General features: G+C 39.3%; 10 protein-coding genes. 2 read left to right on the top strand and 8 right to left on the bottom strand.

The genetic code is table 11. The features are described 5' to 3' along the window. Window positions 1–6: 6 nt before the first annotated feature. Window positions 7–5,184: a hypothetical protein gene (locus A2536_10700; protein ID OGF46682.1), complete on the bottom strand. Its 5,178-nt coding sequence runs from the start codon at window positions 5,182–5,184 to the stop codon at window positions 7–9. 328 nt (window positions 5,185–5,512) lie between these two features. Next, on the bottom strand, window positions 5,513–6,262 hold the full coding sequence (locus A2536_10695) for a hypothetical protein (GenBank protein OGF46681.1): 750 nt from the start codon (window positions 6,260–6,262) through the stop codon (window positions 5,513–5,515). Window positions 6,263–6,466: 204 nt separating this feature from the next. Here A2536_10695 and A2536_10690 point away from each other — a divergent pair, with 204 nt between their 5' ends. After that, window positions 6,467–7,561, top strand: coding sequence for a 6-phosphofructokinase (locus tag A2536_10690; protein OGF46680.1), 1,095 nt, complete (start codon window positions 6,467–6,469; stop codon window positions 7,559–7,561). A gap of 79 nt (window positions 7,562–7,640) precedes the next feature. Here the strand turns inward: A2536_10690 and mscL are convergent, their stop codons facing one another. Then, window positions 7,641–7,988, bottom strand: coding sequence for a large-conductance mechanosensitive channel (mscL, locus tag A2536_10685; protein ID OGF46679.1), 348 nt, complete (start codon window positions 7,986–7,988; stop codon window positions 7,641–7,643). A 182-nt stretch (window positions 7,989–8,170) separates the two neighbouring features. On the opposite strand from mscL, the gene A2536_10680 reads away from it, so the two are divergent. After that, entirely contained in the window at window positions 8,171–8,626 is a 456-nt protein-coding gene (locus tag A2536_10680) for a hypothetical protein (GenBank protein OGF46678.1), read from the top strand. Between the two features lie 81 nt (window positions 8,627–8,707). Here the strand turns inward: A2536_10680 and A2536_10675 are convergent, their stop codons facing one another. The 5 genes from A2536_10675 to A2536_10655 form a co-directional block, all read right to left on the bottom strand. Then, window positions 8,708–9,553 carry a hypothetical protein gene (locus A2536_10675; GenBank protein OGF46677.1) on the bottom strand — a complete coding sequence of 282 codons (846 nt, stop codon included), beginning with the start codon at window positions 9,551–9,553 and terminating at the stop codon, window positions 8,708–8,710. Between the two features lie 10 nt (window positions 9,554–9,563). Next, entirely contained in the window at window positions 9,564–10,838 is a 1,275-nt protein-coding gene (locus A2536_10670) for a hypothetical protein (GenBank protein OGF46676.1), read from the bottom strand. 422 nt (window positions 10,839–11,260) lie between these two features. Beyond that, a complete protein-coding gene (locus A2536_10665; GenBank protein ID OGF46675.1) occupies window positions 11,261–11,827 on the bottom strand; it encodes a hypothetical protein in 567 nt (188 codons plus the stop codon). Between the two features lie 10 nt (window positions 11,828–11,837). Beyond that, a complete protein-coding gene (locus tag A2536_10660) occupies window positions 11,838–12,818 on the bottom strand; it encodes a hypothetical protein (protein ID OGF46674.1) in 981 nt (326 codons plus the stop codon). Between the two features lie 437 nt (window positions 12,819–13,255). Further along, window positions 13,256–14,629 carry a hypothetical protein gene (locus A2536_10655; protein ID OGF46673.1) on the bottom strand — a complete coding sequence of 458 codons (1,374 nt, stop codon included), beginning with the start codon at window positions 14,627–14,629 and terminating at the stop codon, window positions 13,256–13,258. Window positions 14,630–15,237: the final 608 nt, after the last annotated feature.

Here is a 15,237-nt window from a genome sequence, read left to right as displayed (position 1 = left end):
TAAATTTTAACGAGCTAAAACAGCAGTGGCTTTTTTTCTGACAATACCTCCGATTTCCACCTGCCACAAATACAAACCGGGAAGCATTAAATTCCCGTCATCATTTTTCCCGTCCCAGGTTGTCACATTATCAAGCGTTCTTACCATCCTGCCTTTCCTGTTAAATATTTTTATTTTAACAGGATCATTGTTTATCTCATCAAAATAAAACCCGATTATATCATTCACTCCGTCCCCGTTTGGAGTAAACGGATTAGGAGAGAGAACAACTTCATTGCCGTAGCTTAACGCTTCCTTAGCCGCAAACAATGAAAGATGTCCCGGCTCAGCTGTCACTGTTTTTGCCACCGGATTCACTGTGCTTTTTATTGTCAGCCATCTGACCCTGTCAAAATAAGACATCGACAGTTTTTTCACAGCATCAGACTCCAAAATATTTGTATTTGTTACTTTTCCGTCTGTTATTGTATAATTAATCGTAATTTTCAACGGTTTTAAAAATGAAGTTACAACATTAACATTTTCATCCCACATATCAAACCTATATGCTATTCCGTCGTTTACTGAAGGATCTTTACTTATCTCGACAAGCACGTCTGTTTTTAAGGCCCCTGCCGGAACTTCTATATGTGTAGATGTTCCGTCATCTGCAAATACCTCATTAGATACAGACAAGTCTTTAGGTATAAAATCATTGAGTGTCGGTCCGGCATTGGATAAAACCGGATTTCCTGTGGCAATAGTATTCCCGATATCTCTGGCTTCATAATAATATGAATATATTCCAAGGTCCGACAATGTTGTTTTGTATTCATAAATCATTCCTTCTCCGTAATTCCCGAAAACTTTAGACATTAAATACGGGCTCTTCGTCATTTCAATTCCTTTTTCCAGAATATGAACTTTCGGATATCCTTTTTTAGGTGCATCATAATTCGCATCAGAATATTTTATTCTAAAACTATATTCTCTGCCGGATCTTCCTCTTATTGGATATACCCCGGTATCCTTAAGTGAGGCCTCTCCGGTCCAGGAAAGCAAAGGTGCATTGTTTGGAGCGCCCAGCCAGTCCACCACTCTTTTCATTAAGGCATTCCTGTCATTAGCATTATTTATTCCTTCAAAACCAAAAGAAAAATACACCACTTTATATATTCCATTCGAATATCTCAAACCTGCTGCTCCGCTGCCGGCAATTCCGGCGGGCATAATATTATTTCTGGGAATATTCACGCCTAACGGCGAACCTGTATATTTAAAAACAGGAGCAGCATCATCCAAACAGTCTATTTCGTCGGGCCATATCTGATTATTTGCGCCGTCACCCCCGTAAATAGCAGGGTTTAAACCATTTCCGATAGAATCATTAGTAATACCGGATAAATTTTTTATTCCGGGATTATCCTGAACGTACTCTGCATGCAAATAATTCCTGAAAAATGCACTGCCCCAATCCCGCTCATAAATATTATAACCTATATCCTCACCTGTAATAAACAACTTCCCCCCATTATTAAGATAGCTTTGTAAGTTAGCAGCAGATGCAGAAGTAAGAGTTGTATCAAAGCTTTTTCCGGTAAACCAGATAACTTTTTCAAAAAGAGACAAGATAGCCAAAGAAGGAAATCCTTCCCTCAATACATTAAACTCGGCAAATTTATATCCGTTCGCATTCAAAGAATTCTTAAAAAAGCTGCTGCAGTCATCTGTTGCATCGGATCTATCGTTATCAACCAATAAAATCGGAGGCGGTTGATTAACCTTGGAGAGAAAGGTCCCTGCGACGGCAGGAGACCGTGCTGAATTTGAACCGTCTGTTGCCGTGATATAATAATAAATTGTTGTTTCTGAATTTTGAGCCGGAATATATGCCGTATAGGTGGAGCTGTTAGCCGTCATGGTTATTTTATTAAACGGATTGCTGCCTGTAGTATTCCAATACAGAGAAACACTCGAAACCGAAACATTATCCGTAACAACCGCAGAAACAACAGGAGATATGAGTTTCCATGTATCCGGAAGCTGGTTATGAACAATAGTCGGCGGTGTAACATCCGTCAAAACTTTAAACTGGTAATCCCCGCTTAAAGGAAGCATTGTTAAATTATCACTTAAATCTGCCGCTGTAATATAATAATAAATATCTGTTGCAGGAGCTTGACCGGGAATTGTCCCGCTAAATATATCTCCTTTGCGGGTCAAAGTCACCTTCGTATAAGCCCCGCTTGTTTTCCAGTAAAGATACGCGGTTTTTACGGAAATATTATCTATAATATTTGCTTTGATTGTAAACATATTTTTAGCCACCTGATCAACCAGCGGTGTATGCGTGATTACAGGACCGGTATAATCTGCTTTATCTGCCGATTCCAGCCAATCAATGGCTCTTTTCATTATTGTGCTTCTTTCGGCAGCCGTACTGATAGCTTCAAATCCAAAAGAAAAATATACTACACCGTAACTGCCATTTGTATATCTTAAGCCCGCTATTCCATCTGCTGAAACTCCGGCAGCCTTAACATTGTTTCTTGAAACACTTGTGTTTATTGGAGCACCCGTAAATTTAAATACGGGTGTCGCCGTATCCAGGCAATTTATTTCATCCGGCCACGACTGGTTATCCGCCCCGTCCCCGCCGGAAATATTTGGATTTAATCCGTTGCCTATAATATCACCGGCAACTCCGACTAAAGTTTTTATACCAATGTTATCCTGAACATATTGCGCATGCAAATAATTGGTAAAAAATGAAGTACCCCAGCCGTAATTATTTGATTCGTAACCAATATCTTCTCCGGTAATAAATAATTTTCCGCCCCCAATAAGGTAACTCTGTAAAATTGCAGCAGAAGAAGATGTAAGGGTTGAATTGTAATTTGATCCCGAAAACCATATTACCTTTTTAAAAAGCGTTAAGGTTTCTAAAGTCGGGAATCCTTCTTCAAGTACATTTATTTCCCCAAAAACATATCCATTGGCAGTCAAGGCAGCTTTATAATAGTTTCTCACATCATCTGTGGTATCTGAACCGTCATTATCAACTATTACAATCGGAGGCGCTGAGACAACATTATATGACAATGTATCAATACCGGGCAACCGCTGCAAATTGACCCCGTCAGAAGCAGTAATAAAATAATAAACCGTAGTACCGACAGGATATGCGGGAATAGAAGCTGTATAGGTTCCGCCGCCGGCAGTCATAGCTGTTTCCGTAAAGGGGCCGAGGCTCGCCGTACTCCAGAATAATGAGGCGCTTGTAATTGCATTATTATCAGTAATAACCGCAGAAACAACGGGGGATGTCAACTTCCAGGTGTCTTGAAGCGGGGTATGATTAATAGCAGGGTATTCATTATCAATCAATACACCAAATGTATAACTGCCAATTGCCGGCAGTAAAGTCATATTTTGTTCTGCTGCTTTATCAATTGCTTTAATATAATAATGAACGCTCGTACCTCCCGGCTGCCCGGGGATTTCTGCCTGATATTTGTCGGTATCTGAAAGATCCATATCTAATTTTGTATATATAGTTTCACTATTTTTATTCCAAAAAAGTGAAACTGCATCTATTCCCAGATTATCCGTAACTTTAGCAGATATCATATAATTCGTATTTTTAAAAGTACTTAAAAGCGGCGTGTGAATGATAACAGGGAACGTAACGTCTATACCGACTTTCATTGAAAACGTTTCAGCCGGAGCATTATCAGGCTTTAAAGAACTGCATATGGTTGAAGAAGCCTTCAGGTAATAATATATTATAGAGCCGATATTTTGTTTTGGGATTTGACCTGAGTATTCATCCGGATTTCCGTCAGCAATCATATTAACCTTCGTAAAACTCAAATTATCCAAAGAGTAAAATAACGACGTTTCGGTTATCACAGTCGGATAGGTAACTACGGCTTTAATTGTGATCGGACTGTTGGAATCTTCGTTATCATGCGGTACATGCGCAATTATAGGCCGGGATAACAGAGTAGCCTTATAAACATTTATCCGGCCATACCCAAAATATTGATCTTTTCCCGGAGTTCCAAGATCATCCACACCACTTTGAATTATATCTTTTATCTGCTCCTTTGTCCGCGATAAATCCATGGACCAAATCAGACCCGCCAGTCCGGATACATGCGGACAAGCCATTGAAGTCCCGCTTAAATTTCCGTACAAATTACCGGGAATAGTGCTTAATACCGCAACACCGGGAGCGCTTACCGAGACATCATTTCCAAAACTGGAAAACAAAGCAATTGTATCATTACTGTCCGTAGCCGAAACAGCCATACATTCCGGATATGACCCGGGATAAGAGGGATTGGAATTTCCGCTATTGCCCCTGGCGGCAACTATCAAGCAGCCTTTATTTACCGCATAAATAAGCGCATCATGAACTACATCTGAATCCGAGGACGCACCTAAACTTAAACTGATAATCTTTGCGCCGTGATCAGCAGCGTACATTATTCCGTTTGCAACCTGATCCCAGGTGCCTGATCCCGAACTGGATAATACTTTTACCGCAAGTATCTTTGCGCCCCAAGAAACACCTGCTATTCCTTTCCCGTTGTTTGAAATCGCTGCAGCTATCCCCGCGCAATGAGTTCCGTGTTTATTATCATCCATGGGATCGTCATCATTATTAATATAATCATGACCTTTAATAACTTTACCGCTAAGGTCTTCGTGAGTATAATCAACACCTGTATCAACAATCGCAATTGTAATATTGCTGCCTCCCGTAAAAGTATCCCAGCCCTGGGGGGATTGAATTTTTGGATGACTCCACTGATTGCCATAATCTGTGTCATCAGGTGTTATAAGAATATCAAAATAGCCGTTTATTTGTGCAGATTTTACTATAAGTTCATTTTTTATTTCAGCCAAGGCTTCTTTGGGATTTTTGGTGGCAGGTATTTTTATTTTTTTATAGCCCAGTTTACCTATATAGTCATTTTCATCAGACAAAGCAGGCGCGGAAGCTCCGCTGTGTTTCCGGATCAAACCGCTGACCTGAGACAGCCCGGCGTTCTTATTAAATTTAACAATTATTTCGTCTTCAACAGAATCAGAATGATTTTTTAAATGGCTGTTTTCTGCCATATACTGCGTTACCGCAATAAAAAACAGGAGCAAAATTTTAAAGCTATTCAGTATAAATGCTTTGTTAAATCTCATCCACAACAATCTCCTACCGCAGAATTCTGCAATTATCAAATTCTTTGGACTTAAAAAAGATTCCACTGATTACACTTCCTTAAGAGAAACACTGCCGCAAGCGATGTCATGCAATTACAGCAATTTCCTCCGGCATTTTAGTACGCAAGCTTTTCGATTACCATGGTAATTATAATACATTTTTTTGATTTCGTCATCGGGGAAAGGTGAAATGGTTTTTTTATACCAACTGCTTTACTCTACACCTGGAATGCCTTTGTTTTTCTATGGTTTCAAACGGGTGATTTGTCTGCTTTTCTAAAACTATACAATATCTGGAGGTAATTCTTTAGGGTACAGTAACCTTAAATTTATAAGGAGACTCGCAATTTCCCAAGATTACAATATTTTCGCTTTTTCTTACCAGTTCCTTTTCATATATTTGGGCCGCGCCGCCTATTATTTCATTATTTACATATGTACCCAGTCTGCTCCTTCTGTCTAATATAATATACTGTCCCTCTTTACACTGAATAGACAAGTGATTTCGCGACACACTGAACGGCTGCTCATCATTCAAGTACAAATCGTTATTAGAAAACAGGTCCTTTTGAAAACCATCCGTTTTTCTTCCTATTTTATAAGGAAAGTGATCAATCTCTATAACTTTGTTATTCAGAGCCGTCAAAGCTAACGGAGTCAGCCCGGTTAAGATAATTTTGTTTTCAGAAATATTCTGACCGGCCATTCCCATAGTTAAATCAATTACTGTTTGGTCAACATGCCTTAAACGTTCAAATATATTTTTTAAAAACATACTTAACAAATGCGGCTCTGTATAAAATATTTCGTTAAAATCTTTACGTCCTATTATATTTACTTCCGTATCAGAAAGGGTCATTACATTTGCAGAACGGGGTCTGTCGTCAAACATACTCATCTCGCCGAATATTTGATCTTTTCCTAAAACCCCAAGAACAACTTTTTTTCCATCCTTAAGACGATATACCTCAACACTTCCGGAAAGTATAGCATAAGCCTCATTCCCTTCATCACCTTCTTTCAGTATCAGTTCGCCTTTCTTAAATATTTTTCTCATAATGTTCACCGCCTTTTTTGCATCAGGATAAATAACATGGTTAATAATTCATATCCATGTCTTACAGATTTTAACAATTTATTTGTATCTTGTTAAGTATACACTATATATTTATTTTGTCCATAAAATTATTTTTCAATTTTTCATTATAGTATTCTCAAGAAAATAATGATAAAGTATTATTAACTATTCCGGAGGTATCAGATGAGTGAAAAGACAAGAAGAATAGGAGTGCTAACCGGCGGAGGGGATTGTCCCGGTCTTAATGCTGTTATAAGAGCAGTGGTAAAAAGCGCGAACAATATCGGCTGGACGGTTATCGGAATAAAAAAAGGTTTTGAAGGACTTATGCATCCAAGGAACGCCGAGATCCTTGACGCGCATGATATCAGCGGCATTTTAAATATCGGCGGCACGATTTTAGGCACCACAAACAGAGGGGATCCCTTTAAATATTCCGTTACAAAAAACGGAAAAACAACCTGCACTGACAGATCCGACGACGCTGCCAAAGGTTTCAAGAAACTAAAGCTCGATGCACTTGTCTGCATCGGCGGTGACGGCACCTTGTCGATAGCAAAACAACTTGCAGACAAGGGAATACCTCTAGTCGGAGTTCCAAAGACCATCGACAATGATCTGTCCGCAACGGTTATTACCTTCGGTTTTGATACTGCCGTAAGCACCGCCACTGACGCGCTTGACAAGCTTCACTCCACCGCAGAAAGCCACCAGAGAGTAATGGTCGTTGAGGTCATGGGCAGGTACGCGGGTTGGATTGCGCTTAACTCAGGAATTGCAGGAGGCGCGGATATTATTCTTATTCCGGAAATTCCTTTCGATATGAATAAAGTTTGCGAAAAAGTTATAGCCCGGTACAAAATGAAACGGAACTTCTGCATTGTAGTCGTAGCCGAAGGCGCGAAGCCAAAAGGCGGCGGCATGTTCACAAAAGACTCCGATACTAAAGGGAGAGTGGAAGTGCTTCTTGGCGGAATAGCAGAATGGGTAGCAAAAGAAATCCACAGTAAAACCGGAAAGGAAACAAGAAGCCTGGTACTCGGACATCTGCAAAGAGGAGGAAATCCCACAACTTTCGACAGACTGCTGGCAACGAGATTCGGAGCCGCAGCAATCCGGACTCTTAAGGAAAATAAGTTCGGAGAAATGGTATGCTTAAGACCTCCGCACGTTATTAGCGTTCCTCTTATTGAAGCCATAGGAAAAATGAAATCCGTTCCTCTCGACTCCGATGAAATAGTCACCGGAAGAAATATGGGCATAAGTTTTGGGGATTAATATTACCGGACGAGCCAGCAGTAGGAAAAAGCAGGATATACCGCCGGCAAAATAATGATGTTACCGGCAAATCCGGTTTTCATTTCTCTCCCTTTATTTGTTCTTCTTTTTTATCAGCTTTTATCTTTTTCATAGCTTTAATCATAATATATATTGTAAAAGCTACTATTGTAAAATCAACTACTGTGTTTATGAACACCCCTATATTCAGAGTAACCGCCGGCTCCAGGAAGTTTGCAGCTTTTAAGGTAATCTTTAGGTTCTTAAAATCAACACCGCCGATAATCATACCGAGAGGAGGCATTATTACATCATTCACTAAAGAGTTGACTATTTTTCCAAACCCCGCGCCGACTATTATACCCACCGCCATATCTATTGCATTTCCTTTAGAAGCGAACTCTTTAAATTCTTTTAGCATCGACATTTGTTACCTCCTTTTGCATTTGAATTATTTAATTATAACAACTTTGCAGCAAAAAAAGAAAGAATATTTAGTGCCCTGGCTGACTAAATGCATTGTATTTTATGCTCTAATGCTCAAATATTTAAGAATCGAAGACAATTTATTTTCATTGAATTGTACTCCTGATTTTGCTACTTTATATTATGATTGAAAAACAACTTACCGGTGAAGAGCTTAAATGGTTCTATAAAATACTCTGCAAAATAGATTTCTTTTCGGAAATACCTTTAGTAGATATAGACAGCATAACACAGAAATTTTTCAGAGAATCCCTGCCGACGGGGAAAGTCAAAATAAAACAGGGGGCCATGAGCGACGCCCTTTATATTATTAAAAGCGGCAGTTGTACGGTAACACGAAAAAAAGGCTTATTTGCCAAACAGACTCAAGTTGCAGTTTTAAAAGAAGGGGATTTTTTCGGAGAAATGTCGGTGCTCTTTAACCTCCCCGCTTATTGCTCCGTTACCACAGTTGAACCAACAGAACTTTTTGCCTACCTAAAATCCGATTTTCAGAAACTACTTGACAGTAATAGTTCGCTGCGCGATAAAGTCATGCATATAGCGGAAATAAGAAAATACGAAGATCTCAATAAGTAAGCTGCTTGATCCCCTTGTCCTGAAACCCTGCTTTTAACAAACTAATTAAACCTGAAGGAGATTATACATCAAATTGCTTTATTACTTCGGCCCGGCAGTAGTAATAAAGGAGGAAGCAAAAGGAGTGTAACTAATATTGGAGGCATAAGACCCGCTTATATGACCTGAAATTCCTGCCGGATCTGTCGTACCCCACCAGTTATTAGCCGCATCAATCGTATTATTTAAGTGATTAACAATACTGGGGGGATTTCCGAAATTACAGTCAGATACCCGGTATTGTCCCGAGTTTCCGGAAGCGAAAATGTAGCCTGCGATATTACAATAGGAAATTGTCAACATCGAACTGGACAGGGTCCAGATATAAGCCGAACTACTTTCAAAGTTACAATTTGTTATTGAAACATAACTGACATATTGCATTACAAGCCGTTTAAATCTGTCGGTAAAAGTACAATTTGTAAATGCAGGATTGCTGTTTTGTATGTCTATTTCCGAAAACCCGTCAAAAGTACAATAGTTAAAAGTTCCGTTTGTGATACTTATGCGATCGTCAGAAACAGGAAGTGCGCTGGTTGCTATAAACCGGATGGGATTTTCTGCAGTTCCTGCGGCATTTACAATTTTGCTAAAGTAAGTTGTGTAGTAACCGTCATATTTTATTTCAGTGCCGGCTTCAATAAAAAGAGGATCGTTAAATCTTACATTTCCTCTAACAGTATAAGGACTATTCGCCAGAGAAAGTTTTAAGTTGGTTCCGCTATATTGTCCGTTCAACGTAGTCCCTGCACCTCCTCCGCCGCCACCGCTGTTGCCGCTATCTCCAATACTAATTGCTCCGGGATCAAAAGGATTTCCCCTGTTAAAATCTTTAGTACATCCGATAATAAGCGGCACAAACACAATAATGACAATTACCTGTTTCATAAATCAACTCCTAAAACTTTATTGAATATGCCAGCTTAAATTTATCATTATTATAATCCAGCGTAAATTTCCTGTCTTTATTAATCCCAAACAAATACGGATCTATTACGCCATAAACCCATATTCCGAGAGCGCTCCATAAGTATACCTTATTTAAATTGCTCAAATCTTGAATGGTTTTAACTAAAACAGGAAAGTCGGAACCTATCGGGGCAGCATCATAATCTTCCACGGCTTTATTGTATTGCACGTAAGTATATATAGCCCCGCTAAGTGCAGCAATTTCCGCAAATGCTATCAGACAACCCTTTAGCTCCTGACCATTATTAAACTGGCCCCAACCCGGAAACATGGCAGAGTACTTGGCAACATCAAAAGAGGTGTTTTCTTCCGTTAAAAGCGTGGAGACTCCTACACCCGTCAATTTTGAGATGATTGCTTGACTGACTTTTTTGAATTCCGCTTCTAATTTACAGACGGCAGTCTCGGTAAATCTGGTTTCTCCGGTCTCAACATCAACAACTTTTACCGTAATATTATATTCTATCTTTTGCATACTAATGCTGCCTACTATCATTTGTGTTGCATTAAGTATTTTGCCTATTTCTACCGCGCATTCTGTCGAGGTACAACCGGTTTGTTGAAACATCTGCTCTTTTAATATTTTTTCCATCTGACTTTTTTCGACAATAATATATGTATTTGACGAATATAGATCATTTCTTAACAGATCAGAGATCGCAGAAGCTGTCACTTTAGGAACATTTTTCGCCTCCAGATCCATTACGGCTATTCTTATTTTTTCCTCTTCAAGTTTGCGTACTTCTACTCCGGTCAAGTTGGAGATAAGCGCTTTACTTACATTTTTGAATTCCGCTTCATATTTACAGGAGAGAGTAGCGGAAAATTTGGTTTCCGTAGTTTCGACATCTACAACTCTTATCGTGATACTATATTCCAACCCCAACGTACTGATACTTCCGACTATCATTTGTGTTGCGTTAAGTATCTTGCCCACTTCCACCGCACACTCGGTTGACACACAACCGGTTTGCTGGAACATCTGCTCTTTTAATATTTTTTCCATCTGACTTCTTTCAACAATAGTATATTTTTTTGAAGCATACAGATCATTTCTTAAGAGATCGGAGACTGCAAAAGCCGTTGCCTTTGGGACATTTTTCGCATCTAAATCCATAACGGCTATTTTTATCTTTTCTTCTGCAAATCCGTCAGAATGCAGTAACGCCAGACAAATAATTAATAATACTACTTTCCTCAACATGTTCCCCCTTACTCTATTATAATTATATTAATATTTACGCAATTCCAACCAATACAAGTATATAATATAATATTGATTTCTACAATTGGAAAAGTTAAATTTGCAAGACTTGGAATATTAATATTTCTTTGACTTTTCTTTTAATGCGGATATTTTTTTTGCAGCCTTCTTGATGTGGAATTCAATTTTATCCCGCTTTATGATATATTTCCTGCAGACAAAACCCGCCGAGTTTAAGGGTGTGTCCGCCAAAGGCTAGATCTCGTCAGAAACTCTGACGGAAAACTACGGAGTTATCTCCGTGGTTCTCTACGGCATACTCGCCATGAAGTGGTTTTGCTTGACTTAAAAATCCGAGGGAATCTCCCCAATAAAAAAAGGGCTGGTTACTGCTGCCAGCCCTTTTTTTCATCCTTGATTGTTTACAAAGCTACTTCCACTTTCACTCCGCCGCCAATCATATGTGTGCCGGCGCCGTAAAAGCCTTCATAAAGCAGCAGCATATTTACTGCAGGCATAAGTCCTATTTTAAAACCTGCGTAGTATTCCAATTGTTTGGAATCACTATAGAATAAAACTATACCGCCTACTCTTAAAGGAGCCAGGGGCGTGTCCAGCCGCACTTCTCCGCCGACATCAAGCGAGATTGCGCCGTCTGCGATAGAAGAAGCAGCGTAACTTGCGCCTGCGCACGGGATAAGAGTAAAGCCGGAAACATTGAATTTCTTGAAGGCAAGGAGTTCAATCCTATAGTTATCAAGCGCTCCGGTAAAACCCAGACCGTTATACGCCTTATTGTTAAGTTTAAGACCGACCGGTAAAACCGGCAATTCAACGGCTACCGCGGTTTCTCTGAAAGTTTCTAAACTGAAACTCGAAGCAGTCGAGTTAATATAAGCACCTGCCGTAGCGTCCACTGTTATTCCTTCCGCAAAACCGGTTGTAGTCAGTACCCCGGCTAATAGAACTAACGTTAATATTTTTTTCATTATGCCTCCTTTACTCTACTCTCGTTGCGGTAAAAGTCCCGGATGGAGTTGCGCCTTGATAGATCTGCCCCCAGCTCCCGGTAGAAACTCCGCCAACCGCAGTCCGGTGAAAACTGGTAATAGTCCAGGCAATAGTCTCGGAATAGTTGTTTCCGGTCTTGGAACTTGCTTCCAGATTAATACCGCTGGAAGTAGATTCATATTTCGTCAAAGGAAAACCGCCGGTATAGAAGATGCTGGAAGTATTGCTGTTTGCCAGCCAGGCTCTTCCCATACCTCCGACAAAGTTATCTGATGAGTCAAATATCAGAGAAAGCCTACCTTTTCCTCCGTCACTGTCCATAATATCATAAACTTCTTTCGATCCCGGATTTCCCATCGCAACAGCAAGCGGCAAAGTAGCTATAAACATACCCCCGCTCGAAGCTATTTCACCAGGGGCTTTCGGAGAAGAATCTGCCCCGTTCCAATAGCCGATAGCACCAGAAATATCTACAATAAGCCGTAAAGTTAAACCGCCTTTTATTTGTACCGGAGTTGCAAAGTAGTTCCGGAAGGTATTCTGGTTTCTCAAGCTTAGAACCTCGGCTTCCACACCGGCAGTTGTATAGCCGGTATGCGCAGTCTTTGTGTAATATGTTGTGCCTCCTAAAATGGCAGTACCTTTCACCGTCACATTTTCATCTATTTCCACAATCGCCATACTATATGTACCGGGCGCCACATTACAATTCAGTTCAAGCACCGGCTGAAGTGAAGCTGCGGAAGCAAGATCCACTTCCTGCGAGCCGGTGAATACCGTACAGGGCGCGCTTAACCCGTCATTTTCCAGCGTGATCTTCGTTATCTTTACTATCATCTGTGTCGGCCCGCTTGCATTGATCTCATGCGCGGCAAACACCTTCTTGTCCAGAAAGAAAGGTTTAACAAGAAGAAGAGCCAGTAGTGCAATTTCAACAACTATAATCTTTTTCAATACTTTTTTCAACATAGCTTTTCTCCTTTTTAAAGTCTTATCACTTTAACGCTAAGATTACTGAACATGGAACCTAAGATAGGATTCTTGCCGCAGCCCGCAACAAGAATCAAATGCACCAGCACCAGAACCAAAGCTATGTAGCCGGTTATCTTGATTTTCTCTTTCATCTTTCCTCCTTTAAAATAATTAACTTCCGAAGTATTATATTATATTTTTTTTCATTTTTCTTATTTATAATTGCAGTTTTTCCTCCTGAATCTCTCAGCTTCTGATGCTAGTTTATAATAGAATGAAGACAAAATGCAAGAGGGTTACTTTTCAAAACAAAGAACATTTCACGCCCCGTTACATGAAAAAACCACCGGTTTTTACGCCGGCAACCCTGGTTTATTGCCCCTGCCAAATACCCGGGTAGCAATGAGTGGGACATGTCGAACAAAATAATCTCCCTATTTTTCCAACGGCGGGAGATAATACTTGTTTTCTATCGCTGTATTTAGTATTTTATCCATTCTTTCCGGGGTTTTATTTAAATAATATTTGTTGTTCATCCAGCCGCTTAACCCGCTTATACTCTTTTCATAGCGGTCTGTAATTTTTCCATAATTCCCGCAGTATGACAGCAAATTAAATAATATTGAAACAATCAGGAATGCGGGTATATATTTTGCTTTTTTTTGTTTTGGAATCAACCCTGCCAGAGACATATAGGTTAATACCAAAATAAGGACCGGAATGATCCTATAACGCGAATCAAACAGCTGTTCCACTCCCGACTCAGATCGGAACACAGAAAGAACAGCCCCGCTGATCAAGAGAAAAACCAGATAAAAATATATTGTTTTGTTTTTTTTATAGTACTCCTTTTTAATTAATAATATAAAATATAAAACAACTGCGATCCCGGCTGTAAATGTAACGAATATAATGACAGGTTTCAGGCCGGAGGAAGAGTTCATAATATTCAACGGATCCATGAATGAACCCGTAAAAATAAGGAAATATATTATTATATTGACAATATCAAAACTTCTCATCCTGGCCGTAATTGTATAATGGTAAAAGTAAATGCAGAGAGAAATGATCATCACGGCGCTCCAAGGAAAAAGCAAAGCTCTGCGTTTTTGCAGCAGTAAAATAAAAAATCCGACAAGAAATACTATCATCCCGTTACCGTTGGTAAATACGGCCATTATCGCAAAAACGGCGGATATTATAAAATATCCTGTTTTTTTTCTATCAAGACAATATATCGACATAAAAGAAAAGAACAATACAACCAATTGTTCAATAGAAGCCGTTGCCCAAAAAATAGTCATATAATACTGCGGTTGGAACAGGAAGAACGCAACCGGGATAAAAAACAATAATTTATCATGAAGGACCTGCCGTTCATCTCCCGAAGGTTTGTTTATCCCGTACTTGAACGATCTGAATAAAAATAAGAACAATCCAAATAAAAATAAATTTCCGATAATTATCAGCATTCTGATATTAACAGCTCCGAATAAATAATGATAACAAAGGACAAATAGCTTGTTTATGACCAGCCTGTGTTCGTTAAATTGCCAGAATATTGCGGTAATTTTCTCATTAAACCCGGAAACACCGGAATAATAATTAAGAAAATTTAATATTAACTCAACATCATCCGAATAGGGAATGTTTAAGCTATATCTGCATAAAAGCCAGAAAAACACCGCTACCGGAAGCAAGATAAACATAACATATATATATTTAAGAAAAGATGACCGTACCATAAGAAAATATTTTATCATATAGAGATATAAATAGAAATATGAATAAAAAACCGCAGATTGCATTATACAACCTGCGGCTCTGCTATTAGCAGGTTGCTGAAAAACTCACTTTTTGTCATGCCGGACTCAGATCTCGTTTTGACCCGCCAACGCTTTGTGGAGGGCGGTATCCAGTGTCGTTAGAATTGCTGCTAAAACAAGCACTTTGTTTTTGCAGGAACAAATTAAATAACAGAAACAACGAAATATTGAGTTTTTCAGCAGCCTGTTAGACATATTTCGCTGTTGAAGTATGATAAAAGCGGAATTGCTTTCAGTATTTTAAGGTTTAAATGAAGACGGGATTCTCTTTCAAGTGAAGTATCCATCTATCTACTTTTTCTTCGCCGGCTTATCTAACGGTGTATTTTTATCTTTTGGCTTGGGTGTTTTAACCGAATTAATGTTAATCTCTTTATCAATGCTTGGCACAAGCGCCTTTATAAAAGCATTCCCCAGAACACCCCAAATAGTGTCAAAAGTACTCGTCTTCGGATTTTTAAAATCACCTTCTATTCTTATCTTGGTCGCTAACTGGAGTTATAATCAAAAGATGTGTATGAAGTAAAACAGCGACGTATCCTGTATAATAAGTTTTACGAGAACAAAATTATAAGGAGGAACGTCGCTAT

It is taken from the genome of Candidatus Firestonebacteria bacterium RIFOXYD2_FULL_39_29 (genome assembly GCA_001778375.1).
Classification (GTDB): Bacteria; Oederibacteriota; D2-FULL-39-29; order D2-FULL-39-29; family D2-FULL-39-29; genus D2-FULL-39-29.
This window is presented reverse-complemented; position numbering and strand designations above follow the sequence as displayed.

Bases quoted from the DNA above. Each gene is read 5' to 3' on its own strand.
- A2536_10680 (OGF46678.1), top strand. From the start codon at position 8,171: ATGATTGAAAAACAACTTACCGGTGAAGAGCTTAAATGGTTCTATAAA.
- mscL (OGF46679.1), bottom strand. From the start codon at position 7,988: ATGTCGATGCTAAAAGAATTTAAAGAGTTCGCTTCTAAAGGAAATGCA.
- A2536_10690 (OGF46680.1), top strand. From the start codon at position 6,467: ATGAGTGAAAAGACAAGAAGAATAGGAGTGCTAACCGGCGGAGGGGAT.
- A2536_10655 (OGF46673.1), bottom strand. From the start codon at position 14,629: ATGCAATCTGCGGTTTTTTATTCATATTTCTATTTATATCTCTATATG.
- A2536_10700 (OGF46682.1), bottom strand. From the start codon at position 5,184: ATGAGATTTAACAAAGCATTTATACTGAATAGCTTTAAAATTTTGCTC.
- A2536_10670 (OGF46676.1), bottom strand. From the start codon at position 10,838: ATGTTGAGGAAAGTAGTATTATTAATTATTTGTCTGGCGTTACTGCAT.
- A2536_10675 (OGF46677.1), bottom strand. From the start codon at position 9,553: ATGAAACAGGTAATTGTCATTATTGTGTTTGTGCCGCTTATTATCGGA.
- A2536_10660 (OGF46674.1), bottom strand. From the start codon at position 12,818: ATGTTGAAAAAAGTATTGAAAAAGATTATAGTTGTTGAAATTGCACTA.
- A2536_10665 (OGF46675.1), bottom strand. From the start codon at position 11,827: ATGAAAAAAATATTAACGTTAGTTCTATTAGCCGGGGTACTGACTACA.
- A2536_10695 (OGF46681.1), bottom strand. From the start codon at position 6,262: ATGAGAAAAATATTTAAGAAAGGCGAACTGATACTGAAAGAAGGTGAT.